Consider the following 25,274-nt stretch of genomic DNA (forward strand, 5'->3'; position numbering starts at 1 on the left):
AGGCGGCTCAGGCAGTGCCGAGGGCTTTGATGATGGCGTCATTGAAGGCCGGGATATCCTTCGGGTTGCGCGAGGTGATCAGGGTCCAGCCGTTGGCACCGCACTGCTTGACCTCTTGATCGACCCAGCCGGAAGCACCGGCGTTGGTCAGGTCGAGGCTGACGCTGGGGTACGAGGTCAGGGTTTTGCCGGGGATCACGCCGGCATTGATCAGCAGCCATGGACCATGGCAGATGGCGGCCACGACCTTGCCGGCATCGGCGAATGCCTTGACCAATTGCTGGGCATCGGTGTCCTGGCGCAGGGTGTCGGCATTCACGGTGCCGCCGGGAATCACCAGGGCGTCGAAGTCGCTGGCGTTCAGGCCCTGGATCTTGCCGTCGGATTCAACGGTACGGTCTTTCTCGGTGTCCTGCTGGAAAGTCTGCACGGTGCCGCCTTCGCTCGAAGCGTGGGTCACGGTAGCGCCTGCTTCGCGCAGCGCTTCGAGGGGCTTGAGCAGTTCGTCGCGTTCGATGCCGGTGTTGGCAGTGATGAACAGGACTTTCTTGCCTTGCAGTTGGGTACTCATGAAGGTCTTCCTCGGCTCAGTGGGTGCCTGGCACGCCAGGCGATCAGGAAATCTGAGCGCGGAGGAAAATGGAAAGTTCAGGCGGATTCTTCTTCGGTGCGGCGGGCGGGCAGGCCCGATTGCAGGCCTGCCTTTGCGTTTGCCGGCTCAGTAGCCTGCGGCAAGACCAGTGTTGCGGCGGGGATCGTTGGCGCCGTAGAAACGGTTGTTGGCCACCGGTTTGGCGCCCAGGGCCGGCGCGCCTACCAGGATCGCAGCCAAGTGGTTGGCATCCTGCGGCTCACCGAACTTGTGCCCCCAGCTTTCGAGAATCTTGCGTGTGTCGGGGCTGATGGCGAAGTTTTCCAGGTTGGTGACGTCGGGCATCCACTGCTGGTGGAAGCGCGGTGCATTGACCGCCTGCTGGATGTCCATGCCGTAGTCGATCACGTTGAGCATGGTCAGCAGGGTGGCAGTGATGATCCTGCTGCCGCCGGGCGTGCCGAGCACCATGACTGGCTTGCCGTCCTTGGTGACGATGGTCGGGCTCATGGACGACAGCGGCGTCTTGTACGGCGCGATGGCGTTGGCCTCGCCCTGGACCAGCCCGTACATGTTGGCCACGCCGACCTTGGAGGTGAAGTCGTCCATTTCGTCGTTGAGCAGGATGCCGGTACCGCTGGCCATCACTCGCGCGCCGAACCAGCCGTTGAGGGTGTAGGTCACCGACACCGCGTTGCCCCATTTGTCGACAATGGAGTAATGGGTGGTATTGCTGCCCTCATGAGGCGCCACACCCGGCTTGATCTCGGCGGAAACGCCGGCCTTGTTCGGTGCGATGCTGTCGCGCAGCTTGGTCGCGTAGTTGGCGTCGAGCAGGTGCGCGATCGGGTTCTTGACGAAATCCGGGTCGCCCAGGTAGCTGTTGCGGTCCACGTAGGCGTGGCGCATGGCTTCGATCTGATAGTGCATGCCCTGCGCCGAGCCATAGCCCAACTCGGCCATCGGATAGCCCTGGAGGATGTTCATGATCTGGCAGATGACCACGCCGCCGGAGCTGGGCGGTGGCGCGGAAACCACATGGTAGCCGCGGTAGTCGCACTCGATCGGGTCCAGTTCGCGGGTCTTGTACTTGTCGAGGTCGGCCTGAGTGATGATGCCTTTGCCTGCCTGACTCGAATCGACGATGGCCTTGGCCACCCAGCCTTGGTAGAACCCGGCGTTACCCTTGTCGGAGATCTCCCGCAGGGTGCGCGCCAGGTCTTTCTGCACCAGCTTTTCGCCGGCCTTGTACGGCTGGCCCTGCTTGAGAAAGATCTTTGCCGAATCCTGGCTGTCCTTGCGGAAGTCCTCGGTGGCGGTTTCCAGCAGATCGACATCGCCCTGGGCCAGGGTGAAACCTTCGTCCGCCAGCTTGATGGCCGGTGCCAGCAGATCGGCGCGTTTGAAGGTGCCGTACTTCTGCAAAGCCAGCTCCATGCCCGACACCGTGCCGGGTATGCCTACCGATAAATGGCCGTCGGTGCTCAGGCCCTCGATGACGTTTCCGGCCTTGTCCAGGTACATGTCGGCGGTGGCGGCCAGTGGCGCCTTCTCGCGGAAGTCGAGGAAGGTCTTGCGGCCGTCGGCCATCTGCAGGGTCATGAAGCCGCCGCCGCCGATGTTGCCCGCAGCCGGGTAGACCACGGCCAGGGCATAGCCTACGGCCACGGCGGCATCGACGGCATTGCCGCCGTCCTTGAGCACATCCACGCCAATGTGGGTGGCCAGTTGCTGCGCGGTGACCACCATGCCGTTCTCGGCAGCGACGGGGGCGGGAGAGGCGGCGAATGTACAGGCGGGCACCAGCGCGAACGCAAGGGCGATCAGCGACTTGGGCAAGGGTTCGAGTTTCAAGAGGTGGCTCTCTTCTTCTGCGGATGGGGAGCAAAAAGGCGAATCGCTTCGCCAATCGCAAGAATAGCCTTGTTTCTCAATGTTGCTGGCGGCCGGCGTTCAACGCTGTCAGCTGCTGGCCGGCAGCATCGAAGTTATCCGCCGCCAGCCACCGCTCGAACGCTGCGCGCAGCGCCGGCCATTCGCTGTCGATGATGGAAAACCAGGCGGTATCGCGGTTGCGGCCCTTGTACACCAGCGCCTGGCGGAAGATGCCCTCGAAGCTGAAGCCCAGCCGCGCTGCGGCCTTGCGCGAGGGCTCGTTGAGGGCGTCGCACTTCCATTCGTAGCGGCGGTAACCCAGTTCGTCGAACACCCGGCGCATCAACAGGTATTGCGCTTCGGTCGACAGCGGTGTGCGTTTCATCAGCGGCGAGAACGTCACATGGCCGACCTCGATGACGCCGTTGGCCGGGTCCATGCGCATCAAGGCCAGGGTGCCCACCGCGCGCTGGGTGCGCAGGTCGATCACGGCCCAGTGTTGCGGATCGTGGCTGGCTGCCGCGTGCTGCAAATGCGTGAGGTAGCTGTCCAGGTCGGCAAACGGTCCGACCGGCAGGTAGGTCCAGTCGCTGCCATCGGTCTGTTGGCAATAGCCACTGAACAGGTCTTCGGCGTGGGCCGCAGCGTTCAGGGGTTCAAGCCGGCAATAGCGCCCCTCGATGATGTCGTGGGCCGGCCGCGTGCGGGCGCTCCACTCGGGGACGGCATGACCTACAGGCTGGTGGTGCTCGTTGCGGCTGTTCTCGTTGCTGGGCATGACGACTCCTGATGACGTAGGCAGGGTTGGGCAAGAAGGTCGCGCCGAACTCAGCGCGGATCCAGCACGATGCCGAAGCCGCTCTTGGCTTCGCTGACGATACGCAGGTGCTGGCGCTCGCCGGGCTGGGCCTGCAGGCGCAGTTCGCGATTCAGGCGGCCTTTGCTGCACAGCAGGCCACCCTGTTTGTCGGTGGTGATGCCAACGATGTGTTCGCCCGGCGGCAGGTGGAAGGTCGCCACTTCACCCACGGCCAGCAGCGCGGCGGGTTCACGGTCGATCAGCAGCGCCACGTAGCAGCCGCCGCCCAGCATGCCGATGTCTCGGTCCACCACCAGTTCGCTCGATGGCGAGAGGGTCTGTTGCCAGGCCGACAGGCGTTCGGCCGGTACGGCTTTCAAATGCTCCGAATCAGCGCGAAACGAGGTACAACCCGACAGGCTTGCCGCGGCCAGCATTATCCAGAACACACGCATCGTTCGATTCCTCAGAGGGCACTGTGCTCACACTCTAGCTCAAGGGTGACGGGCTGCTGAACACTCGCGAGGCGGCCAGCTTCAGAAAAGTTTTGAAACAGGTTCCCGCCAAGGTCCGCGATGGGCAAGAATGGACAGGCTTATCCGTACGGACTGACCTGAACCTGTGGAGGTACCGTGGCACCTAGAGACCTGATGTTGGCCCTGGTCGTGATCGTTGTCTGGGGTTTGAATTTCGTGGTGATCCGCTACGGTCTCGATGGCTTGCCGCCGATGCTGCTGGGCGGCCTGCGCTTCACCCTGGTGGCGATTCCCGCGGTGTTCTTTATCCGCCGGCCGAACCTGCCGCTGCGCTGGCTGATCGCCTATGGCGCGACCATTTCCCTGGGCCAGTTCGCGTTTCTGTTCGAGGCTATGGCCAATGGCATGCCCGCCGGCCTGGCCTCGCTGGTGCTGCAATCGCAGGCCTTCTTCACCTTGTTCTTCGCTGCGCTGTTCATCGGCGAGCGGCTGCGCGCCGCCAGCGTGGTGGGCTTGCTGGTGGCGGCTGGAGGTCTGGCGATGATCGGCCTGGAAAGCGATCAGGCCACGCCGCTGATGGCGGTCTTGCTGACTCTGTGCGCGGCGTCTATGTGGGCAATGGGCAATGTCATCACCCGCCGCTTCGGCAACATCGACCTGGTCGCGCTGGTGATCTGGGGCGCACTGATTCCGCCTTTGCCGTTCTTCGCCCTGTCGCTGTGGCTGGAAGGTCCGGCACTGATCCAGCAGTCGCTGTTGGGCATCGGCTGGAAATCCATCGGTAGCCTGGTCTATCTGGCAGCCGTGGCTACGGTGCTCGGCTACAGCCTGTGGAGCAAGCTGTTGTCGCGTTATCCGGCGGGCAAGGTCGCGCCGTTTTCGTTGCTGGTGCCGGTGGTGGGCTTGAGTTCTTCGGCCTGGATCCTGGGCGAGCGCCTGGGTGCATTGCAGTGGTGGGGCGGGGCGCTGGTCATGGTCGGGCTGTTGATCAACGTGTTCGGCAGCAGCCTGGTCAGCCGGCTGGGCATGGGTCGCACCGAGGCGAAATCTCTGCAATGATGAGGCCATCGATACGTCAAGGAGATGCAGCATGATGACCCGGTCGCTGACCCTCGCCACCCTGTTCGCGTTCGCCGCGCCCTTGCTGGCCGCCGATGGTGACAGCCCCCTGGCCCAGGACCGCGGGAGGGCCCGGCCGCTGGTGGTGATTGCTCCGAGCTCGGTGGATCCCAACCTGCTGAAGCTGCGCAAGGCGCTGGAAGAACCTGCCAACCGCGACGGCTTCAAGCAGCGCGGCATGGTCCTGTACACGGTGATCAATACCATTGGCCAGCGTGACGGCAAGGATCTCGACCCGCAAGCCACCATGTCGCTGATCCGCGACTTGAAGCTGGGTGCCGGGTCCAGCCAGAAGTTCGTGCTGTTGGGCAAGGACGGCGAGAAGAAGCTCGAACAGGCGGGTTACGTCGAGCCCTCACAGCTGTTCAGCACCATTGACCAGTTGCCAGCAACGGAAAAGGACGCCAGTGCGCCCGCAGCCGTGGCGCCTGCTGCCCAGGAACCTGCCAGCAAACCGGGCAAGGTCGCCAAGCCGAGCAAGGCGCCGCAGCCGCTCGACGATTGATCCGTCAGCGGTCTGCGCCGTGTTGCCGGTTCAGACGGTTGCGTTCAAACCATGTTGAGGCGCTGCTTGCGCAGGGGCGGTGGGTAGGCGGCATCCAGCGAGGCTAGATCCGCTTCGTCGAGCTTCACCTGCAAGGCCCCGGCATTCAGCCTTACATGCTCGGGCGTGGAAGCCTTGGGGATCGCGATCACATTGTTGTGGCGCACCACCCAGGCCAGGCATGCCTGGGCCGGCGTGATGCCATGACGCTCGGCTACCTGGCGCAAGGCGGGTTGGTCGAGCAGGCGACCGCCCTGGGCAATCGGACAATAAGCCATCAATGGCATCGCGTGCTTCGCGCACCACGGCAACAGGTCGAACTCGATGCCACGCTCTTCCAGGTTGTACAGCACCTGGTTGGTCGCACAGCGTGTGTCGTCCAGTTCGGTCATGTCATCGACATCGAAATTGGACACGCCCCAACGGCCGATCTTGCCCTGGGCCTGCAGCCGCTCGAAAGCCTCTACGGTTTCGCTCAAGGGATACTGGCCGCGCCAGTGCAGCAGATACAGGTCGATGTGCTCGGTGTTCAGGCGCTGCAGGCTGCGCTCGCACGCCTTGATCACGCCTTGGCTGTTGGCGTTGTGCGGGTAGACCTTACTGACCAGCATGACGTCGTCACGACGGCCCTGAATGGCTTGCCCGACGATCTTCTCGGCGCCGCCTTCGCCGTACATTTCGGCGGTGTCGAGCAGTGTCAGGCCCAGGTCGATACCCTGCTGAAGCGCGGCGATTTCCTGCCGTGCACGGGCCGGATCCTCGCCCATTCGCCAAGTCCCCTGGCCGATTCTCGCGACCGGCCTGCCGGCCAGGCTGATGCTGTTCATCGCAATGCTCCGTGGTTGATAACATGGTAAACGCGCCATCGCTGCAGGGTTGGGCAGTGCGATGAAGCTGCGGTTCAACCCAGCCGGCGCGGGGCAGTGTGTTCCAGCAGTACCTCCATCAACGCGTGCGCGGCGGCCGACAGCTTGTGATCGGGCAGGCGCATCAGGCCGATACGGCGTTCGATGCGCGGTGACTCCAACGGCACGCAGCGTGCGCCCAGCTCGTGCATCTGTTCGATGCACAATGCCGGCACCGCGCTCACCCCCAGGCCGTGGGCAACCATGCGGCCGATGGTGCTCAACTGATGGCTCTCGAATGCCACCGCAAGCTTGCCGTGCTGCTCGCTGATAGCGCTTTCCAGCAGCAGGCGAACCGCAGAAGGGCGCTGCAGGGCAATGAAATCGTGGGCGAGCAGGGTCTCCCAGGTGAGCATCGCCTGCTCGGCCAGCGGCGAATCGGCTGCTACCACCGCCACGAACCGATCGGTATAGAAGGGCGTGAACACCAGGGACGAGGTGCTTTCCGGCTCGAAGCCTATGCCCAGCTCGACCCTGCGATGGCGGACCATCTCCACCACGTGCTCGTTGATCACATCATGCACCGCGACATTGACCCGTGGGTAACGGTCACGAAAGATGCGCAGCGCCGCCGGCAGCAAGTTGCCGGCGAATGACGGCATGGCCGCGATGGACACTTTGCCCAACTGCAGGGTGAAGTGCTGGCGCAGCAGCTCTTCGGTATTGTCCCAATCCGCCAGCAAGCGGCGCGCCAGTGGCACCAGCACCTCACCCTCTGGCGTCAGGCTGACGCTGCGCGTAGTGCGGATCAGCAGCGCGCCGCCCAGGTCTTCTTCCAGGCCCTTGATGGTCAGGCTCAAGGCGGGTTGCGAAAGGTGCAGTTTTTCGCCGGCCTGGGCGAAGCTCAGCGCTTGGGCCACAGCGAGAAAGGCGCGCAATTGTTTGACGTTCATTTATTTGCAAAACCAATCAATCCCCAAGAAAAACAAAATTAACAAATTACCACCGTGGGGAGAAGATACCGTCACGCTTGCCGTTGCCGAAGTGACGGCGCCATAACAAACAAAACAAGGCGAACAATCATGGCTGGACTCGATAAACGAGTGGCAACCTATGCCCAGGCACTCGAAGGCCTGCGCGATGGCATGACCGTACTGGCCGGCGGGTTCGGCCTGTGCGGCATTCCGGAAAACCTCATTGCCGAAATCAAGCGGCTGGGCGTGCGTGAGCTCACGGTGGTGTCGAACAACTGCGGGGTTGATGGTTTTGGCTTGGGCGTGCTGCTCGAAGACCGGCAGATCCGCAAGATGATCGCCTCCTATGTCGGCGAAAACGCTTTGTTCGAGCGGCAGTTGCTCGATGGCGAACTGGAAGTCGAACTGACCCCTCAAGGCACCCTGGCGGAAAAGATGCGCGCCGGCGGCGCCGGCATCCCCGCGTTCTTCACCGCCACCGGCTACGGCACGCCGATTGCGCAAGGCAAGGAAGTGCGTGAATTCAATGGCCGCCAGTACATTCTGGAGCAGGCCATCACCGGTGACTTCGCCATCGTCAAGGGCTGGAAGGCCGACCATTTCGGCAACGTCATCTATCGCCATACTGCACAGAATTTCAACCCGTTGGCGGCGAGCGCCGGGCGCATCACCGTGGTCGAGGTCGAGGAAATCGTCGAACCCGGCGTGCTCTTGCCCGAGCACATCCACACGCCCGGCATCTACGTCGACCGGGTGATTCAGGGCACCTTCGAGAAGCGTATCGAAAAACGTACGCTCAAGGCCTGAGTCTTCCCATCTGCTCTGTTTCACATGAGGTTTCCCAAATGGCACTTACCCGCGAACAGATGGCCCAGCGCGTGGCGCGCGAACTGCAAGACGGTTTCTACGTGAACCTGGGGATCGGCATACCTACCCTGGTGGCCAACTACGTGCCGGCCGGCATCGACGTCATGCTGCAGTCGGAAAACGGTCTGCTGGGCATGGGCGAATTCCCCACCGAGGCCACTGTCGACGCTGACATGATCAATGCCGGCAAACAGACCGTGACGGCCCGTGCAGGCGCGTCCATCTTCGACTCGGCGCAGTCGTTCGCAATGATCCGCGGCGGCCATGTCGACCTCACCGTACTGGGTGCGTTCGAGGTGGACGTGCAGGGCAACATTGCCTCGTGGATGATCCCCGGCAAGCTGGTCAAGGGCATGGGCGGGGCGATGGACCTGGTGGCCGGCGCAGAGAACATCATCGTCACCATGACCCATGCTTCCAAGGATGGCGAGTCGAAGTTGCTGCCCCTGTGCACGCTGCCGCTGACCGGTGCCGGGTGCATTCGCAAGGTGCTCACCGACCTGGCTTACCTGGAGATCGAAGACGGCGCGTTCATTCTCAAGGAGCGTGCCCCTGGCGTCAGTATCGATGAAATCAAGGCGAAGACGGCCGGCAAGCTGATCATTGCCGATGACGTCGTTGAAATGAGCTTCTGAGCACCTGCTGCACCATCCATAGCCGATCTCATACTTATAAGAACAAGGGAAACACGACCATGTCTGCACAACTTGAAGAGAGCCGCTACGCTCGCTTCGCCCTGCGCTGTTCGAGCTGGGCCGAGCGCTGGTTCCCTGACTCCTACGTGTTCGCCGCCGTCGCGGTATTGCTGGTGGCACTGGGGGCGCTGGCCATTGGCGGCACTCCGACCGCGACCGCGACGGCCTTTGGCGACGGATTCTGGAGCTTGATTCCGTTCACCATGCAGATGGCTTTCGTGGTGATCGGCGGCTACGTGGTCGCAAGTTCGCCACCTGCGGTCAAGCTGATCGATCGCCTCGCGCGCATTCCGCGCAATGGTCGCTCGGCCGTGGCCTGGGTGGCGTTGATATCGATGGTCGCTTCGTTGCTCAACTGGGGGCTGTCGCTGGTATTCGGCGGGCTGCTGGTGCGGGCATTGGCACGACGGACCGACCTGCGCATGGACTACCGTGCAGCCGGTGCTGCGGCCTATCTGGGGTTGGGCGCGGTATGGGCGCTCGGGCTGTCGTCGTCGGCGGCGCAGTTGCAGGCCAACCCTGCCAGCCTGCCACCATCGATCCTGTCGATCACGGGCGTGATTCCCTTCACCCAGACGATCTTTCTGTGGCAGTCGGGGGTACTGCTGCTGGCGTTGGTGCTGGTCTCGCTGGTGGTGGCCTACGCCACGGCGCCGGGCCCCAACTCTGCCCGGGACGCCCAGGCCTGCGGCATCGACCCGGCCTTCAGTCTGCCGCCACTGAACAAGCGCAGCCGGCCTGGCGAGTGGCTGGAATACAGCCCGCTGATCACCATCTTTCTGGTGTTGCTGGCTGCGGGGTGGCTGTTCCACGAGTTCTCTACCAAACCGGCGATCACCGCCATCTCCGGGCTCAATACCTATAACTTCCTGTTCATCATGCTGGGCCTGCTGCTGCACTGGCGACCGCGCAGCTTCCTCGACGCCGTGGCGCGGGCTGTGCCGACCACGACAGGCGTGCTGATCCAGTTTCCCCTGTACGGCTCGATCGCCGCCATCATGACCACGGTCAAGGGTGGCGATGCGCAGACCCTGGCCCACCACATCTCCACCTTCTTCGTACAGATCGCCTCGCACGATACCTATGCATTGTTGATGGGAGTCTATTCGGCAGTGCTCGGATTTTTCATTCCGTCGGGCGGTGGCAAGTGGATCATCGAAGCGCCCTATGTCATGCAGGTGGCCAACGAGCTGCAATACCATCTGGGTTGGGCCGTACAGATCTACAACGCTGCCGAGGCCTTGCCGAACTTGATCAACCCGTTCTACATGCTGCCTCTGCTCGGCGTGCTGGGCCTGAAGGCTCGGGATCTGATCGGCTTCTCGTTCGTGCAATTGCTGGTGCACGCGCCGCTGGTGCTGTTCCTGCTCTGGGCGTTGGGAACGACACTGGCCTACGTGCCTCCCGTTGCACCCTGACCCCAGCCCGATCCGCGCACTACGTTGATCGGGAATATGCTCCCGCCGAGCGATTGATTGCATGGTGGCTATTGCGAAATAGCCAGCGCTCGGGGTACACATCTAGGTTGAATGGGATATGGGCTGGATGCCCACCCATCGTGAACCGATGAAGGGAGATCTTGAAATGCTTGATAACGGCGCGGGCAGGGGTCCGGACCAGGGTGAACAGGTCAGTCGGATCATTTTCCAGGAAATACGCAACCTGCATACCGCAGCATCCAGGGACCTGGATCAGGCAGCAGTGCAGATCATAGGCAAGGTCGAGGGGTTCAGGGAGCAGGGCTTGATCAGTTCGGAGGTCGCTCGGCAGCTGATCTTCGACGTGCGCAACGAGCGCAGTCGCATCAGCCGCTGAGCGAACCCTCAGGCGGCGTGGAAGCGCTGATCAGCCGCCTGCAGTGTCGATGTCGGCGTCGGTTTCTTCAGTGCCCACGCTACCAGGATCGACTTCGGGCTCCGATTTGAAATCGGGACTGAAGCGATTCCCCTCCGGGGTGGTGGGATCCCCGGATTCGTCAGGCTTGGGATCGAGCGCTGGATCGTTGGGCAAGCTGCTCTGTGATTTGTCCGTATCACGCTCGACCGGGTTCGGTGCAGGTGTGTGTTCGCTCATGGTGTTCTCCCGCTGTGACTGGATGCGTGGCCGATCAGCGCTTGCCGCCTTCGGAACCGGTACCGTCACCATTGTCCATTGCACCGGACTCAGGCTTGGTCACTGCACCGCCCATGGAGCTGCCTTCAGGGTTGCCGGTGTTCTGCGGCTTGATCTGGGTACTGGTGCCGTCACGCGGGGCGGCCGACCCGTCGGTGTTGCCATTGGGCATGTTGGTACCGGTACCGGTAGGCACACCTACCGCTGAAGGCACTGTGCCCTTGGCGGCTGGGTTGGTCGGCCCGGTGCTGTTGTCGGCCATGGCCGGTAGGGCTGCAGCCGCCAATAGGCCTGCGAGCAATGCTGTGGTGATGTATTTCTGGCTTTTCATGGAGCTCTCCTTGTTCGTGAATGCTTCATGCATTGGGCTATGAGGTACGGTTATAGGTGCCCGCATGCCGACGAACGGCACACTTTGGAAGCCTTGTAGGAGCGGTCATTGGCCGCGAAAAGGACGACGTGGGGTGTCTGATGCACTGCGGTGACTGTTTCGCGGCCACTGACCGCTCCCACAAGTACCGCTCCCACCAGTGCCGCTCTCACATGTCATGGACAAAAAGTGGGAGCGGCCATTGACCGCTCCCACAGGGAATGTACGGGACGTGGGGGGCGGCCGGCGGCCGCCCACAGGGGGAGGGGCTATCAGGCCAGCAATTGCATGCCCAGTTGGAACGCGACCCATACGGCCAGGATGGTGGCGAAGCCCAGCGCGATGTTTTCGAACCAGTTGTTGCGGTATTTGCCGAGCAGCTTCTTCTGGTTGGACATGATCAGCAGGCCAAGGGAAATCACCGGCAAACCAATGATGTTCAGCGCGTTCACGCCGATGGTCAGGGTCACGAAGTCGGGCATGCCTGGCAGCGACCACACCAGTGGCGTGACCAGAATGAACAGCATGAACCATTTGTGCATCGGGTCATGGTGGAATTCCTTGCCGTACTTCTCGCGACGCTCGGGACGGATGTGCTGGAAGGCATCGGTGATCAGCATCGGGAAAGCAGTGGTCTTGCCGGCGATGCTGGCGAACAGTGTGGCGAACACGCCGACGAAGAAGATCAACCAGCCGCCGGTGCCGAAGAACATCTGCAGCGCTGAACCCAGGTCGTCCAGGGTTTTCACTTCGATACCGTTGGGACGCAGGATTTCGGCGCCCACCACCCAGATGGCCAGGTTGATGATGATGCCGACGAACACCGCGAACAGCAGGTCGTTACGCTGGATGCGCTTGTGCTCAGGGCCGACCCAGCCTTTCTGCCGCATCACGTAGGGATGCACGAAGTTGGCGATGGAGCCGGCAACCGCACCGATGACCGATACCGCGACCAGCAGCGCGCCATGCACGCCTTCATCAGGTGGAATGCTGAAGCCGATAGTCCCGGCCAGGATGCCGCCCACGTCCGGTTTGGACATGATCGCCAGCGCCATGAACGCCAGGGTCATCAGGGCCAGCAGACCTTTCATGACGCCTTCGATGAGCGAATAGATGTTGCGCCCCACCAGCAGCCACACACCCAGTACCACGGCAAAGGACGCCAGCAGTGGCTGATTGATGTGGAGCAGGGTAGCCAATGCTTCGCCGGCGCCCTTGATCATGTAGGCGTTGGTCAAGTGGCCCATGATCAATGCGTAGCCCAGCATGAACCAGGCAAAGAACGGGTGCAGTTGTGCATAACCCTGCAGGATGGTCATGCCCTGGTTGTTGCACAGCTGGAAGCGGGCAATGATGTTGACGATCAGGAATCTGAGCAGCAGCGACACCGCCAGCACCCACATCATGGCATAGCCGTAGTTGGCGCCTGCCACGGAGGAGGTGATCAGGTCACCGGCGCCCAGCCATGACAGCACGGCAATGATGCCCGGTCCGATGATCTTGGCGAGGCGTCCCATGCGGGTCGTGGGGGCGGCCGCCTTTTTTTCGATCGAGTGGGTACTCGTCATTGGGTGAATTCCCTTTGTTGTTTTTGTGGATGGATCAGGGGGTCATTCAATCATGAGTTAGGATGTCATATGACCTGACAAGTTGCAAAAAGGTGTAAGAGGATATTTCACATTCCGCCTGCCTCGCCGTCCACAGCATCCGCCTATCGACTGCGCTGAACCAATTACGCCGCAGGCTTTCCGATGAGCCTTACCGCAAAAGGAATGCAGCCATGTCGCAGATCATCGTCGATGACACTCAGACGCCTGCCAGAGCCGACGCGGCAGCCGATGTGCTGATGTTCGGCAGCCCCAAGGACCGCCTGGACTTCTACCGCAAGGAGATCCAGTACGAAACATCCATTCTTTCCAACCGCACCGACGCCTATCTGTCCGCACAGTCGTTCCTGGTCATTGCCTATGCCTCGTCCATGGCCAACCTCAACCCGGAATGGGGCAAGTTATTCACCCTCGTGGTGCCGCCGCTGCTGGCGCTGTTTGGCCTGGTCAGTTCGCTGCATGCCTGGCCGGGCATCCGCTCGGCCTACGACATCATCGACCACTGGCATTTCAAGCAGAGCCAACTGTTGGACAGCGAGCCGGCAATGGGCGCGGCCTATGATGAGTCGCCGTTGTTCAGCGAGCGCGAGTCGAACGAGAAGCGCTGGCGTGGGGCGCTGCTGTTTTCGATGAGATCGCCGTTTCTGTTCAGCGTGCTGTGGGTAATGCTGGGTGTGTTTGCGGTGTATGCGCAATACACCAATCCAGGCGGTTGAAACGAAAAAGGCCCCTGCACGTGCAGGGGCCTTCGGGTCATGCGGGGGTAGATCAGCGCACCGAACTGAAAGCCTCCTGGCGACTGCGCTCATACGCCTGCGAGTCCACTGCAGCAGCGCCTGGCTTGCCCAACTCGTTCAACGGGATGCGATAGGTCTCCTTGGCACAGAACGCTGCCAACGCTGCGATGCAGCACACACCCAAGGCCAGTGAACCGACTACCATGGGGATGTTGGCGGAGCCCGGTGGGGCCATCGCGGCGAACAGCACCGGAAGCATAGCGGTGATCAGCGTGCCGACATTCTGCGAAATGGCCATGGCCGAGACGCGGTAGCGGGTTTCGAAAAGCTCAGGGTAGAAACTTGGAAATACCGCGTTGTAGCCCTGGTAGAACACGCCCCACATCAGGATCGACATGCCGATGGCCAGCGGTACGTTATGCACGCTGATCGCATACAGGTAGAAGAATGACAGGATGCCCGAGCTCAGTGCGCCACCGATGATCAGCGGACGGCGACCGATCCGGTCCGACAGATTGCCCACGAACGGGATCACGCATACCGCCACGATGTTGCCGATGACCGGGATCCACAGGTACACGCTTTTGGCGAAACCGATGCCGTAGGCCGGTTGCACCGCGTAAGCGGCGCCGAAGATGGTCGCGACCACGGGGATCACGTTCATCAGCGCCATGCACATGACCAGACCCATGTTCCGCCAGCTGTGCTTGAAAGCCTCCAGGACCGGCGACTTGGTGATGGTGGCGCGCGCTTCCTGAGTTTCGAAGGCCGGGGTTTCATTGACCTCGCGGCGAATGATGTAGCCGGCGATCAGCACCACGGCACTGAGCAGGAACGGAATACGCCAGCCCCACGAGTTGAACGCTTCGTCGGGCATGAAATAGGCCAGCGGCAGGAAAATCGCTGCGGCGAAGATTTGCCCGGCCTGCACGCCCTGCAAGGTGAAACTGGCGTAGAAACCTCGCCGTCCGAACGGCGCGTGTTCCAGGACCATGGAACTGGCTCCGGATATCTCCCCCGCGACCGCGAAGCCCTGGATCAAGCGCAGTACCACCAGCATGGCCGGTGCCCAGAGGCCGACCTGGCTATAGGTCGGCAGCAGGCCGACGGCCATGGTGGCGAAGCCCATCAGGAACATGCACAACAGCAACACGTTCTTGCGGCCGCGGGTATCGCCCCAGTGACCGAGAAAGAACGCGCCGATGGGGCGTGCAACGTAGCCTACGCCGTAGGTAGCCAGGGAGGCGACGATGGCGACCTTGGGGTCGGTATTGGGGAAGAATATCTGCGGAAAGATCAACGCCGCGGCTTGGGCATAGATGAAGAAGTCGTAGTATTCCAGAGCGGAACCGACCCAACCGCTGGCGGTGGCCTTCTTGGTTTGCTGCGAGCCGTGCGATTCTGACTGAGCATGCGCCATGCTGTGTCTCCGTTGTTTTTATTATGAAGCATTGGAACCGTTGGCTTCGTTTCCACCCTTGCGCAGGCAGGATTGCATGGGCTGGAGTGGGGCAAAACTAACTGGGTAGTTAATGTTTAGCAGTGGTGCCGAAGAGGTGTCAATACAGCCGCATGCCGGGGTTGAGGAGGTCCGTCGCCCAGGCTGCGTGCAAGACTGCCCCAAGTGCGGTCGGGTTTCAACCGACAGTGCCGGAATAGAGCCTTGCAGCGGTGCATGAAACGGGTCACTCGCGGCCGCGATCGGTGCCTAGCTTGCTTGCTATTGTAGCCGCTGATCGCACACATTTGGTTTTGATTCAGCCCGATGTGCAGCGCTCCCGGACGCGGCTTGCGCCGCTGCTACAGGATCCGGGTTCCAGCGCATCCCCCGGTCGGCCAAGACCCCAAATCCCCCGTGGGAGCGGTCATTGGCCGCGAAGAGAGCGCCGCAGTACGTCTGTCAGGCCGAGACCCCAAATCCCCCGTATGAGCGGTCATTGACCGCGAAGAGACCGCCGCAGTACGTCTGTCAGGCCGAGACCCCAAAATCCCCCGTGGGAGCGGTCAGTGGCCGCGAAGAAGGCACCGCGGTACATCTGTCAATGCACGGTGTGTCATGCGCTGCCGCTGGTTGCGCGTGCGGCTCAGGCCAACTCGCGGACCAGATTGCCCAGCGTCTGCATCGCCGCCAGCTGGGCCTTGCCCATCGGTGTGCCGTAATTCAAACGAATGCAGTTGGCAAACCGGCCGCTGGCGGAAAAGATCGGTCCCGGCGCGATGCTGATGCCCTGCGCCAGCGCCAGACGAAACAACTGCAGCGAATCCACCTTCGCCGGCAACTCGAGCCACAGGAAATACCCACCTTCGGGACGACTCACCCGCGTGTCCTCGGGAAAATAGCGGGCGATGGCCGCCATCATTGCGTGCTGCTGACCCTGCAGGGCGTCGCGCAGCCGATGCAGGTGTCGATCATAGCCGCCGTGCTGAAGGTAGTCGGCAATCGCCGCCTGACCCGGCACCGAAGCGCAGATCGAAGTCATGATCTTCAAGCGTTCGACCTTCTGCGCAAAGCGTCCGGCGGCGACCCAGCCGATTCTGTATCCCGGTGCCAGGCTCTTGGCGAACGATCCACAATGCAACACCCAGCCTTCGCTGTCATAAGCCTTGGCCGGGCGCGGCGCGTGCTGGCCGAAGTACAACTCGGCGTACACGTCGTCTTCGATCAAAGGCACTTGGTGTTCATGCAGCAGCGCCACCAATTGGCGCTTGCGCGCCTCCGGCATGCTCGCACCGATCGGATTCTGGAACGTCGGCATGCACCAGCACGCCTTGATCGGCAGGCGCTGCAGCGCGTTGGCCAAGGCATCCACGTCCAACCCGTCGCGCGGATGGGTGGGAATCTCCACTGCCTTGAGCTTGAGCCGCTCCAACACCTGCAGGCAGGCGTAGAACGCCGGTGCCTCGATGGCCACCATGTCGCCCGGCTCGGTCACCGCCTGCAGGCACAGGTTCAGGGCTTCCAGTGCACCGTTGGTGATCAGCAGTTCGTCGACCGGGAGGTTGATTCCGGCGATGTTGTAACGCAAGGCGATCTGCCGGCGCAGCTCGGGGCTGCCCGGCGACAGATCGGTGACCGTTTCGCGCGGGTGCATGGCTCGGCTGGTACTGGCCAGCGAGCGCGCCAGGCGCGGCAGGGGGAACAGGTCAGGGCTGGGAAAGGCGGAGCCCAATGGCACGGTGTTGGGGTCCTTGATCGAATCGAGGATGGAAAACACCAGTTCACTGACGTCGACATCGGTCGATTCAGCCAGCGCCTGCGGTGTCGCCGTAGGTTCCTCGAGTGACCGTTCGGCCAGGGCATTGACGAAATACCCGGAACGCGGCCGGGCGCGGATCATCCCGCGGCGCTCGAGCAGGTAATAGGCCTGGAACACCGTGGAAGGGCTGACGCCCTGAGTCTGGCTGGCATGCCGCACGGAGGGCACGCGCTCGTCCGGCTTCAGTACGCCGGTCCGAATCAGCTCGGCGATGTGGTGGGCAAACTGCTCGTAGCGTTTCATGACCGGCCTGGGTCCATGGGCGAGGGCCGCACTATGCCACAGCCTCACGCCCAGCCGGCAGGCCATGCGCACATGGCCTGCCGGTGACCTCTTGCAGGTTCAGGCCTGGATCGGGGCTGGGTCGATGGGAGGGTCGCCGACCGGGGTCGGCGGCACGGTCGGTTGCACGGGCACACCGTCCGGATCGTCCTGCGGCACCGGCGGCGGCAGGTTCGGTTGGTCGATGTTCGGATCCGGTGTTCCAGGCGGAAGGGGAAGGTTCATGGGACGGCCTCTGGTGGGTAATGGACATATGCCTGTGATAGACACCGGCTACCATCATTTCGGTCCCTCGAAGGGCGTTGCTGGGTGCAAAAGCATATGAACTTTCCCTGCCACCCCGGCTCCGAACCTAAGCGAAAGACAAACCCGGTTCACTTCACCGCTTGCACAAGCACAACAGCGTCCAGGTGACGCACAGGAGCGAGGCTCGATGACGGCTGATCAGACTTTCCAAGCGGACCAGAACGCGACCGACGAACAGACGCCAGACCACGTGCTGAGCCTGTCCCAGGCGTTGCTGTTGCCTCGGATCGTGATCGAAGACACACAGCCAGTCATTGACGGTGGGCAGTTCGCCGTCAAGGCCATCGTCGGCCAGACGGTCACCGTGAGCACCAAGGTCTACGCCGACGGCCACGACAAGCTGGCCGTGGTTCTGCGCTGGCACGAGGCGGGCAGCGACACGTGGCACAGCACCGCCATGCGCGAATTGGGCAACGACAGCTGGGAAGCCGAGCTGGTCGTCGACGGCGTCGGCACCCACGCCTATTGCATCGACGCCTGGATCGATCAGTTCGCCAGCTACCGTTACGAACTGGAAAAGAAATACGCCGCCGGCGTCACCATCGACCTCGAGCTGGAAGAAGGTCGCGTGCACCTCGAACAGGCCGCTGCCCGCAGCCAGGACACCCTGGCGCGGCAGTTGCGCCAGCTGCATGATGAATTGCAGGGGCTCGATCAGGACGCCAAGGTAGCGCTGCTGCTGCAACGTGACACCCAGGCCCTGATGTCCCTGGCGGATCCGCGTGCGTTCCTCTGCTCCAGCATCGAATATGCGCTGGATGTGGAGCGCGAACTGGCGCAGTTCGCCAGCTGGTACGAGTTGTTCCCGCGCTCCATTACCGATGACAAGGCGCGTCACGGCACCTTCAATGACGTGCACAGCCGTCTGCCGATGATTCGCGACATGAACTTCGACGTGCTGTACTTCCCGCCGATCCATCCGATCGGACGCGCTCACCGCAAGGGTCCGAACAACTCCCTGACGGCCGGCCCGGACGATCCCGGCAGCCCCTACGCCATCGGCAGCGCCGAGGGTGGCCACGAGGCCATTCATCCGCAGTTGGGCACACGTGAAGACTTCCGCAGGCTGGTTGCCGCCGCGGCCGAGCACGGCCTGGAGATCGCTCTGGACTTCGCCATCCAGTGTTCCCAGGATCACCTGTGGCTCAAAGAGCATCCAGGCTGGTTCAGCTGGCGCCCGGACGGCACCATCCGCTATGCGGAAAACCCGCCGAAGAAATACCAGGACATCGTCAACGTCGATTTCTACGCTGCCGACGCAGTGCCGGGCCTATGGACCGAGCTGCGCGACGTGGTGTGGGGCTGGGTCGAGGAAGGTGTGAAGATCTTCCGCGTCGACAACCCGCACACCAAGCCGCTGCCGTTCTGGCAATGGCTGATTGCCGATATCCGCAGCAAGGACCCCAGCGTGATGTTCCTTGCCGAGGCGTTCACCAAGCCAGCCATGATGGCGCGCCTGGGCAAGGTCGGCTATTCGCAGAGCTACACCTACTTCACCTGGCGCAACACCAAGCCCGAGCTGACCACCTATTTCACCCAGCTCAATCAGGCACCGTGGGCGCACTGCTACCGACCGAACTTCTTCGTCAACACGCCGGACATCAACCCGTTCTTTCTGCACGACAGCGGCCGTGCCGGTTTCCTCATCCGCGCCGCGCTGGCCACCATGGGCTCGGGTCTGTGGGGGATGTATTCGGGCTTCGAACTGTGTGAATCGGCGCCCATCCCTGGCAAGGAAGAGTACCTGGACTCGGAGAAATACGAGATCCGTCCGCGCGACTTCACCGCCTCCGGCAACATCATTGCCGAGATCGCCCAGCTCAACCGGATTCGCCGTCAGAACCCGGCGCTGCAAACTCATCTGGGCGTCGAGTTCTTTCAGTGCTACAACGACAACGTCCTGTATTTCGGCAAGCGTACCGCTGACCGCAGCAACTACGTATTGGTCGCAGTGAGCCTGGATCCGCACAACGTCCAGGAAGCCCATTTTGAGCTGCCGCTGTGGGAGCTGGGCCTGGACGACGATGCGGCCACCAACGGCGAAGACTTGATGACCGGGCATCGCTGGACGTGGCACGGGAAGAATCAGTTCATGCGCATCGACCCGGCCTACCAACCGTTCGGCATCTGGAGGATCACCCGCGTACAGCCGTAGGCAAGCGCCCGGTCATACGCTCCACACCGTGTTTCACGCGGCACTAAAGGTTGTCCGGCCGTTCCAGAGGCTGCTCACTACAGGGAATCCACAATGGCGAAAAAGCCTCGGTCGCAAGCGTTCATCGATGATCCGCTCTGGTACAAGGATGCGGTTATCTATCAGGTCCACGTCAAGTCGTTCTTCGACTCCGACAACGACGGCATCGGTGACTTTCCGGGGTTGATCGCCAAACTCGATTACATCGCCGATCTGGGCGTCAACACCATCTGGCTGCTGCCGTTCTACCCGTCCCCCCGCCGCGACGATGGGTACGACATCGCCGAGTACAAGGCGGTGCATTCGGACTACGGCACATTGGCCGATGTTCGCCGCTTCATCAGCGAGGCCCACAAGCGCGGTCTGCGGGTGATCACCGAGCTGGTCATCAACCACACCTCCGATCAGCACCCCTGGTTTCAGCGCGCGCGCAAGGCCAAGAAGGGCTCCAAGGCCCGCGATTTCTATGTGTGGTCCGACAGCGACGAGAAATACGACGGAACACGCATCATCTTTCTGGACACCGAGAAGTCCAACTGGACCTGGGACCCGGTCGCAGGCCAATACTTCTGGCACCGTTTCTATTCGCACCAACCGGACTTGAATTTCGACAACCCGCAGGTGATGAAAGCGGTCATCGATGTCATGCGCTATTGGCTGGACATGGGCATTGACGGTCTGCGCCTGGATGCTATCCCGTATTTGATCGAGCGCGACGGTACCAACAACGAGAACCTGCCCGAAACCCATCAGGTGCTCAAGCAGATCCGTGCCGAGATCGACGCAAACTACCCGGACCGCATGCTGCTGGCCGAGGCCAATCAATGGCCCGAGGACACCCAGCTGTACTTCGGCGATGCCCACGGCGACAACGGCGACGAATGCCACATGGCGTTCCATTTCCCGTTGATGCCACGCATGTACATGGCACTGGCGCAGGAAGACCGCTTTCCAGTCACCGACATCCTGCGCCAGACGCCTGCCATCCCAGCCAACTGCCAGTGGGCGATCTTTCTGCGCAACCACGATGAACTGACCCTGGAAATGGTCACTGATCGTGAACGCGACTACCTGTGGAACTACTACGCGGCCGACAGCCGCGCGCGGATCAACCTCGGCATCCGTCGCCGGCTGGCGCCGCTGCTCGAACGTGACCGCCGCCGGGTCGAACTGCTCAACAGTCTGCTGCTGTCCATGCCCGGCACACCGACCTTGTATTACGGTGATGAAATCGGCATGGGCGACAATATCTACCTGGGTGACCGCGACGGTGTGCGCACGCCCATGCAGTGGTCGATCGACCGCAACGGCGGCTTTTCCCGCGCCGACCCGGCCAGCCTGGTACTGCCGCCGATCATGGACCCGCTCTACGGCTACCAGTCGGTCAACGTCGAAACCCAGGCCAACGATCCGCACTCGCTGCTCAACTGGACCCGGCGCATGCTCGCCGTGCGCCGCCAGCAGAAAGCGTTCGGCCGTGGCACCCTGACCATGCTCACGCCGACCAACCGCCGCATTCTGGCGTACGTGCGTGAGTACACCGGCAGCGATGGCAAGACCGAGATCGTGTTGTGCGTAGCCAACGTCTCGCGTGCCGCCCAAGCGGCTGAATTGGATCTGTCCCCGTACGCCGGCATGGTGCCGGTAGAGATGCTCGGCGGCAGCGCCTTCCCACCCATCGGTCAGCTGAATTTTCTGCTGACCTTGCCACCCTACGGCTTCTATTGGTTCCTGCTGGCCAGCGAAACCCAGATGCCGAGTTGGCACGTCGAACCGGCCCAAAGCATGCCTGACTTCCAGACCCTGGTTTTGAAACAACGGATGGAGGAGTTGCTCGACGAGCCGTCGCGCAGCACTCTGGAAAACACCTCTTTGCTGCAGTACCTGCCCAAGCGGCGCTGGTTCGGCGGCAAGGACGTTGCCATCGACAATCTGCGCATCGCTTACGGCGTGCGCTTCGGCACGGCGCAAAGCCCGGTGCTGCTCAGCGAGCTGGAAGTCACAGCCGGAGGGCAGACCAGCCGCTACCAGTTCCCGTTCGGCTTCATTCCCGAGGAGCACAGCGGTTCGCCGCTGCCCTTGCAACTGGCCCTGTCGCGGGTTCGTCGCGGCCGTGAAGTGGGCTTGATCACTGATGCCTTCGTGCTGGAAAACTTCATCCATTCGGTGATCGACGGCCTCCAGGTCGAGAAGACGCTGGCGACTAGCGAAGGCGAGATCCGCTTCCTGGCCACCGAGCACCTCACGGCGCTGAATCTGGACAAGACGTCGGTGATCCGCTACCTGTCCGCCGAGCAGTCCAACAGTTCGGTGGTGGTCGGCGGCAGCCTGGTGCTGAAGATGATTCGCCGTGTCAGCGGCGGCATTCATCCGGAGCTGGAGATGGGTGCCTACCTCACCGCCGCAGGCTACGCCAACATCTCGCCATTGATGGGTTCCGTCAGCCGCGTGGATGCGAATGGCACGCCGCATTTGCTGATGATCGCCCAGGGCTACCTGAACAATCAGGGCGACGCCTGGGAATGGACTCAGAACAACCTCGAGCGCGCCATTCGCGACGAGATGGCCTTCGCCCATTCTGAACAGGGCCAGCGCTACGACGCCTTGGGTGAGCTGGCAGACTTTGCCGGCATGCTCGGCCAGCGTCTCGGCGAGATGCACGTGGCCCTGGCGGCGTCCGGTGCTCAGGCCGATTTCCTGGCCCGCGTCAGCACCCAGCAGGATGCCCAGGGCTGGGCGAAAAGTATCGCCGCCCAGGTCGAGCGGGCGCTGGGCTTGCTCGAACAGCGCCACGCCGAGTTCGCCGAGCAGGATCAGGCTTTGGTAACCGAGCTGCTGGGCCGCCGCGACGAGCTGCTCGCGCAGGTCGAGCACCTCAGCGAGCAGGCCACTGGCGGCCTGATCATGCGCGTCCATGGTGACCTGCACCTGGGCCAGATGCTGGTGGTACAGGGCGATGCCTATTTGATCGACTTCGAGGGCGAGCCTGCGCGGCCACTCGAAGAGCGCCGCGCCAAATACAGTCCTTACAAGGATGTGGGCGGTGTACTGCGTTCGTTCGACTACGCTGCGGCGATGGCGATCCGCAATGTGCAGAGCACCGATGCATCCGAGGAAGCGGCATCTGCGCGCCAGCGCGTGGCCAAGCGTTATCTGGCGGAAGCCCGCCACGCGTTCATCGGCGCCTACGACCTGGCAACCGCGGCCGTGCCACATCAATGGCAGGACCCGGACGGCGCCCGCGCCGCATTGGATTTGTTCAGCCTGGAAAAGGCTGCCTACGAGATCGCTTATGAAGCGGAGAATCGCCCGAGCTGGTTGGCCGTGCCTTTGCACGGACTGTTCGGGCTCTTGAGTACGAGGGAGAATAAGCAATGAGTGCGCACAGCGAACATGGCAAGCGCGATTCCGGCGCGTTGCCGGCAAAAGCCGATATCGAGGCGCTGATCCGTGCCGACCATTCCGATCCGTTCTCGGTTCTGGGTGCCCATAGTGACGGCGGGGCGGGCAGCTACATCCGTGCCTACCTGCCGACTGCCCTGAGCGTGCAGGTATTGGCCAAGGATGGCGGGCATCCACTGACGAACCTCGACCAGGGCGACGTGCCCGGGCTGTTCACCGGCCATATCGAGCAAAGCCAGCCCTACCTGCTGCGCGTACAGTGGGCCGGAGGCGTGCAGGTCAGTGAAGATCCGTACAGCTATGGCAACCTGCTCGGCGACATGGACATCTACCTGTTTGCAGAAGGCAAGCATCGCAACCTGGGCAGCGTCTTCGGTGCCCAGTTCATCGAAATCGAAGGCGTGCAGGGCGTGCGCTTCGCGGTCTGGGCGCCGAACGCCAAGCGCGTGTCGGTGGTCGGTGACTTCAACGTGTGGGATGGCCGTCGTCATCCAATGCGCCAACGCTTCCCGGCCGGCGTCTGGGAGTTGTTCATCCCCGGCCTGCAGCCTGGCGAACCGTATAAATACGAGATTCTTGGCCAGCACGGCATTCTGCCGCTCAAGGCCGACCCCATTGCCCTGTGTACCGAATTGCCACCGTCCACCGCCTCGCGGGTGGCCAAGCCGATGCAGTTCGCCTGGGACGACAACGCCTGGCTGGACATCCGTGCCGAACGCCACGCCTTGAATGCGCCCCAGTCGATCTACGAACTGCATGCCGGTTCATGGATGTGCGAGCTCGACGAAGCCGGTGAAGTGGTTCGCCCCTACAACTGGCACGAGCTGGCTGAACGCCTGATTCCGTACGTGCAGAAAATGGGCTTCACCCACATCGAACTGCTGCCGATCATGGAACACCCATTCGGTGGCTCGTGGGGTTACCAGCCGCTGTCGCAGTTCGCGCCGTCGGCACGCTACGGCACGCCCGAAGACTTCGCAGCGTTCGTCAATGCCTGCCACAAAGCCGAAATCGGCGTGATCCTGGACTGGGTCCCAGCGCATTTCCCCACCGACGAGCACGGCCTGGCGCGCTTCGACGGTACCGCGCTGTATGAATACGACAACCCGCTGGAAGGCTTCCATCAAGACTGGAACACGTTGATCTACAACCTCGGCCGCACCGAGGTCCACGGTTTCATGATCGCTTCGGCCGTGCACTGGCTCAAGCACTTCCACATCGACGGCCTGCGCGTCGATGCCGTGGCGTCGATGCTGTACCGCGATTATTCGCGCAAAGCCGGCGAGTGGATTCCAAACGAATATGGCGGACGCGAGAATCTGGAAACCATCGCCTTCCTGCGCCACCTCAATGACGTGGTGAAACAGGAAGCACCGGGGGCCATGGTGATAGCCGAAGAGTCCACGGCATGGCCGGGCGTGACTCAGCCCACCCAGGAAGGCGGCCTGGGCTTCGACTACAAGTGGAACATGGGCTGGATGCACGACACGCTCAGCTACGTCCAGAACGATCCGATTCACAGGCCGCATCACCACGCGCAGCTCAGTTTCGGTCTGGTGTATGCCTATTCAGAACATTTCGTGCTGCCGATTTCCCACGATGAGGTCGTGCATGGCAAGCACTCGCTGATCGACAAGATGCCCGGTGACCGCTGGCGGAAGTTTGCCAACCTGCGTGCCTACCTGAGCTTCATGTGGACTCATCCGGGCAAGAAGCTGTTGTTCATGGGTTGCGAGTTCGGCCAGTGGCGGGAGTGGAACCACGATCATCAGCTGGACTGGTACCTCACCGAGTACTCTGAACACAAGGGTGTTCAGCAGCTGGTTGCCGACCTCAACCGGCTGTACCGTGACGTACCGGCGCTGCACCAGCTGGACTGCCAGCCCGAAGGCTTCCAGTGGTTGATCGGTGATGACGCCACCAACAGCGTCTTCGCCTGGCTGCGCTGGAGTTCCGACGGCGAGCCGGTGCTGGTGGTTGCCAACTTCACGCCGGTTCCGCGCGAGGCCTACCGTGTAGGCGTGCCGTTCGGTGGCGAGTGGGAAGAGCTGCTCAACAGCGATGCCGAGCAGTACGCTGGCTCCAACCACGGCAACGGCGGCAAGGTGTTCGCCGAAGAGGAGGGCAGCCACGGCCAGCCTCACGCCATCAGCCTCAACCTGCCACCGCTGGGTGTGTTGATCCTGCGTCCTACGCGGGCCGATATCCAGGGCTGACGGCA

General features: G+C 62.3%; 22 protein-coding genes. 10 read left to right on the plus strand and 12 right to left on the minus strand.

The window, feature by feature from the left end; translation table 11 throughout:
- Positions 1-7: 7 nt before the first annotated feature.
- The 4 genes from IFT98_RS13510 to IFT98_RS13525 all read right to left on the minus strand — a co-directional run bounded on the left by IFT98_RS13510 (position 8) and on the right by IFT98_RS13525 (position 3,721).
- Positions 8-571: a type 1 glutamine amidotransferase domain-containing protein gene (locus IFT98_RS13510; RefSeq protein ID WP_192049211.1), complete on the minus strand. Its 564-nt coding sequence runs from the start codon at positions 569-571 to the stop codon at positions 8-10.
- Between the two features lie 147 nt (positions 572-718).
- The gene (gene ggt, locus IFT98_RS13515; protein ID WP_192049213.1) at positions 719-2,446 is read right to left on the minus strand and encodes a gamma-glutamyltransferase; all 1,728 of its coding nucleotides are present in this window, start codon (positions 2,444-2,446) and stop codon (positions 719-721) included.
- 76 nt (positions 2,447-2,522) lie between these two features.
- Entirely contained in the window at positions 2,523-3,245 is a 723-nt protein-coding gene (locus IFT98_RS13520; protein ID WP_192049215.1) for a GNAT family N-acetyltransferase, read from the minus strand.
- 50 nt (positions 3,246-3,295) lie between these two features.
- On the minus strand, positions 3,296-3,721 hold the full coding sequence (locus IFT98_RS13525) for a 3-isopropylmalate dehydratase (protein ID WP_122715525.1): 426 nt from the start codon (positions 3,719-3,721) through the stop codon (positions 3,296-3,298).
- 195 nt (positions 3,722-3,916) lie between these two features.
- On the opposite strand from IFT98_RS13525, the gene IFT98_RS13530 reads away from it, so the two are divergent.
- Complete coding sequence (locus IFT98_RS13530; RefSeq protein ID WP_197976660.1) at positions 3,917-4,801, plus strand: EamA family transporter; 885 nt, start codon at positions 3,917-3,919, stop codon at positions 4,799-4,801.
- A gap of 31 nt (positions 4,802-4,832) precedes the next feature.
- Positions 4,833-5,366, plus strand: a complete 534-nt coding sequence (locus IFT98_RS13535; protein WP_192049219.1) for a DUF4174 domain-containing protein — start codon at positions 4,833-4,835, stop codon at positions 5,364-5,366.
- Positions 5,367-5,410: 44 nt separating this feature from the next.
- Here the strand turns inward: IFT98_RS13535 and IFT98_RS13540 are convergent, their stop codons facing one another.
- Positions 5,411-6,232 carry an aldo/keto reductase gene (locus tag IFT98_RS13540; RefSeq protein ID WP_192049221.1) on the minus strand — a complete coding sequence of 274 codons (822 nt, stop codon included), beginning with the start codon at positions 6,230-6,232 and terminating at the stop codon, positions 5,411-5,413.
- Between the two features lie 74 nt (positions 6,233-6,306).
- Positions 6,307-7,203, minus strand: a complete 897-nt coding sequence (locus tag IFT98_RS13545) for a LysR family transcriptional regulator (protein ID WP_192049223.1) — start codon at positions 7,201-7,203, stop codon at positions 6,307-6,309.
- 129 nt (positions 7,204-7,332) lie between these two features.
- On the opposite strand from IFT98_RS13545, the gene IFT98_RS13550 reads away from it, so the two are divergent.
- The 4 genes from IFT98_RS13550 to IFT98_RS13565 all read left to right on the plus strand — a co-directional run bounded on the left by IFT98_RS13550 (position 7,333) and on the right by IFT98_RS13565 (position 10,601).
- Positions 7,333-8,031 (plus strand): CoA transferase subunit A, encoded by a 699-nt coding sequence (locus IFT98_RS13550; protein ID WP_192049225.1) that lies wholly within the window; start codon positions 7,333-7,335, stop codon positions 8,029-8,031.
- 38 nt (positions 8,032-8,069) lie between these two features.
- Positions 8,070-8,726 (plus strand): 3-oxoacid CoA-transferase subunit B, encoded by a 657-nt coding sequence (locus IFT98_RS13555; protein ID WP_185793227.1) that lies wholly within the window; start codon positions 8,070-8,072, stop codon positions 8,724-8,726.
- A 59-nt stretch (positions 8,727-8,785) separates the two neighbouring features.
- Positions 8,786-10,204, plus strand: coding sequence for a short-chain fatty acid transporter (locus tag IFT98_RS13560; protein WP_192049226.1), 1,419 nt, complete (start codon positions 8,786-8,788; stop codon positions 10,202-10,204).
- 166 nt (positions 10,205-10,370) lie between these two features.
- Positions 10,371-10,601 (plus strand): hypothetical protein, encoded by a 231-nt coding sequence (locus IFT98_RS13565; RefSeq protein ID WP_192049228.1) that lies wholly within the window; start codon positions 10,371-10,373, stop codon positions 10,599-10,601.
- Positions 10,602-10,631: 30 nt separating this feature from the next.
- Here IFT98_RS13565 and IFT98_RS13570 read toward each other — a convergent pair whose 3' ends face one another.
- The 3 genes from IFT98_RS13570 to IFT98_RS13580 all read right to left on the minus strand — a co-directional run bounded on the left by IFT98_RS13570 (position 10,632) and on the right by IFT98_RS13580 (position 12,836).
- A complete protein-coding gene (locus IFT98_RS13570) occupies positions 10,632-10,859 on the minus strand; it encodes a hypothetical protein (RefSeq protein ID WP_192049452.1) in 228 nt (75 codons plus the stop codon).
- A 34-nt stretch (positions 10,860-10,893) separates the two neighbouring features.
- Positions 10,894-11,229 (minus strand): hypothetical protein, encoded by a 336-nt coding sequence (locus tag IFT98_RS13575; RefSeq protein WP_192049230.1) that lies wholly within the window; start codon positions 11,227-11,229, stop codon positions 10,894-10,896.
- Between the two features lie 311 nt (positions 11,230-11,540).
- Positions 11,541-12,836 (minus strand): Nramp family divalent metal transporter, encoded by a 1,296-nt coding sequence (locus IFT98_RS13580; protein ID WP_122796999.1) that lies wholly within the window; start codon positions 12,834-12,836, stop codon positions 11,541-11,543.
- 212 nt (positions 12,837-13,048) lie between these two features.
- On the opposite strand from IFT98_RS13580, the gene IFT98_RS13585 reads away from it, so the two are divergent.
- Positions 13,049-13,591, plus strand: a complete 543-nt coding sequence (locus tag IFT98_RS13585; RefSeq protein WP_446730833.1) for a hypothetical protein — start codon at positions 13,049-13,051, stop codon at positions 13,589-13,591.
- 52 nt (positions 13,592-13,643) lie between these two features.
- Here IFT98_RS13585 and IFT98_RS13590 read toward each other — a convergent pair whose 3' ends face one another.
- The 3 genes from IFT98_RS13590 to IFT98_RS13600 all read right to left on the minus strand — a co-directional run bounded on the left by IFT98_RS13590 (position 13,644) and on the right by IFT98_RS13600 (position 17,376).
- Positions 13,644-15,032 carry an MFS transporter gene (locus IFT98_RS13590; RefSeq protein WP_192049231.1) on the minus strand — a complete coding sequence of 463 codons (1,389 nt, stop codon included), beginning with the start codon at positions 15,030-15,032 and terminating at the stop codon, positions 13,644-13,646.
- 664 nt (positions 15,033-15,696) lie between these two features.
- The gene (mapR, locus tag IFT98_RS13595; RefSeq protein ID WP_192049233.1) at positions 15,697-17,112 is read right to left on the minus strand and encodes a GntR family transcriptional regulator MpaR; all 1,416 of its coding nucleotides are present in this window, start codon (positions 17,110-17,112) and stop codon (positions 15,697-15,699) included.
- A gap of 99 nt (positions 17,113-17,211) precedes the next feature.
- The gene (locus IFT98_RS13600) at positions 17,212-17,376 is read right to left on the minus strand and encodes a hypothetical protein (RefSeq protein WP_192049235.1); all 165 of its coding nucleotides are present in this window, start codon (positions 17,374-17,376) and stop codon (positions 17,212-17,214) included.
- A gap of 208 nt (positions 17,377-17,584) precedes the next feature.
- On the opposite strand from IFT98_RS13600, the gene IFT98_RS13605 reads away from it, so the two are divergent.
- From IFT98_RS13605 to glgB, 3 genes are all read left to right on the plus strand, one after another.
- Positions 17,585-19,612: an alpha-1,4-glucan--maltose-1-phosphate maltosyltransferase gene (locus tag IFT98_RS13605; protein ID WP_192049237.1), complete on the plus strand. Its 2,028-nt coding sequence runs from the start codon at positions 17,585-17,587 to the stop codon at positions 19,610-19,612.
- A gap of 93 nt (positions 19,613-19,705) precedes the next feature.
- A complete protein-coding gene (gene treS, locus IFT98_RS13610; protein ID WP_192049239.1) occupies positions 19,706-23,029 on the plus strand; it encodes a maltose alpha-D-glucosyltransferase in 3,324 nt (1,107 codons plus the stop codon).
- Positions 23,026-25,269 carry a 1,4-alpha-glucan branching protein GlgB gene (gene glgB / locus IFT98_RS13615; protein WP_192049240.1) on the plus strand — a complete coding sequence of 748 codons (2,244 nt, stop codon included), beginning with the start codon at positions 23,026-23,028 and terminating at the stop codon, positions 25,267-25,269. Before treS ends, glgB begins: the two co-directional genes overlap by 4 nt.
- Positions 25,270-25,274 lie beyond the last annotated feature (5 nt).

The sequence above is a fragment of the Pseudomonas sp. CFBP 8770 genome (assembly GCF_014841705.1).
In the GTDB taxonomy this organism is placed as follows: domain Bacteria; phylum Pseudomonadota; class Gammaproteobacteria; order Pseudomonadales; family Pseudomonadaceae; genus Aquipseudomonas.

Excerpts from the sequence above, each read along its gene's own strand:
- IFT98_RS13510 (WP_192049211.1), bottom strand. The coding sequence starts at position 571 with ATGAGTACCCAACTGCAAGGCAAGAAAGTCCTGTTCATCACTGCCAAC.
- IFT98_RS13520 (WP_192049215.1), bottom strand. The coding sequence starts at position 3,245 with ATGCCCAGCAACGAGAACAGCCGCAACGAGCACCACCAGCCTGTAGGT.
- IFT98_RS13525 (WP_122715525.1), bottom strand. The coding sequence starts at position 3,721 with ATGCGTGTGTTCTGGATAATGCTGGCCGCGGCAAGCCTGTCGGGTTGT.
- IFT98_RS13530 (WP_197976660.1), top strand. The coding sequence starts at position 3,917 with ATGTTGGCCCTGGTCGTGATCGTTGTCTGGGGTTTGAATTTCGTGGTG.
- IFT98_RS13535 (WP_192049219.1), top strand. The coding sequence starts at position 4,833 with ATGATGACCCGGTCGCTGACCCTCGCCACCCTGTTCGCGTTCGCCGCG.
- IFT98_RS13540 (WP_192049221.1), bottom strand. The coding sequence starts at position 6,232 with ATGAACAGCATCAGCCTGGCCGGCAGGCCGGTCGCGAGAATCGGCCAG.
- IFT98_RS13545 (WP_192049223.1), bottom strand. The coding sequence starts at position 7,203 with ATGAACGTCAAACAATTGCGCGCCTTTCTCGCTGTGGCCCAAGCGCTG.
- IFT98_RS13550 (WP_192049225.1), top strand. The coding sequence starts at position 7,333 with ATGGCTGGACTCGATAAACGAGTGGCAACCTATGCCCAGGCACTCGAA.
- IFT98_RS13555 (WP_185793227.1), top strand. The coding sequence starts at position 8,070 with ATGGCACTTACCCGCGAACAGATGGCCCAGCGCGTGGCGCGCGAACTG.
- IFT98_RS13560 (WP_192049226.1), top strand. The coding sequence starts at position 8,786 with ATGTCTGCACAACTTGAAGAGAGCCGCTACGCTCGCTTCGCCCTGCGC.
- IFT98_RS13565 (WP_192049228.1), top strand. The coding sequence starts at position 10,371 with ATGCTTGATAACGGCGCGGGCAGGGGTCCGGACCAGGGTGAACAGGTC.
- IFT98_RS13570 (WP_192049452.1), bottom strand. The coding sequence starts at position 10,859 with ATGAGCGAACACACACCTGCACCGAACCCGGTCGAGCGTGATACGGAC.
- IFT98_RS13575 (WP_192049230.1), bottom strand. The coding sequence starts at position 11,229 with ATGAAAAGCCAGAAATACATCACCACAGCATTGCTCGCAGGCCTATTG.
- IFT98_RS13580 (WP_122796999.1), bottom strand. The coding sequence starts at position 12,836 with ATGACGAGTACCCACTCGATCGAAAAAAAGGCGGCCGCCCCCACGACC.
- IFT98_RS13585 (WP_446730833.1), top strand. The coding sequence starts at position 13,049 with ATGTCGCAGATCATCGTCGATGACACTCAGACGCCTGCCAGAGCCGAC.
- IFT98_RS13590 (WP_192049231.1), bottom strand. The coding sequence starts at position 15,032 with ATGGCGCATGCTCAGTCAGAATCGCACGGCTCGCAGCAAACCAAGAAG.
- mapR (WP_192049233.1), bottom strand. The coding sequence starts at position 17,112 with ATGAAACGCTACGAGCAGTTTGCCCACCACATCGCCGAGCTGATTCGG.
- IFT98_RS13600 (WP_192049235.1), bottom strand. The coding sequence starts at position 17,376 with ATGAACCTTCCCCTTCCGCCTGGAACACCGGATCCGAACATCGACCAA.
- IFT98_RS13605 (WP_192049237.1), top strand. The coding sequence starts at position 17,585 with ATGACGGCTGATCAGACTTTCCAAGCGGACCAGAACGCGACCGACGAA.
- treS (WP_192049239.1), top strand. The coding sequence starts at position 19,706 with ATGGCGAAAAAGCCTCGGTCGCAAGCGTTCATCGATGATCCGCTCTGG.
- glgB (WP_192049240.1), top strand. The coding sequence starts at position 23,026 with ATGAGTGCGCACAGCGAACATGGCAAGCGCGATTCCGGCGCGTTGCCG.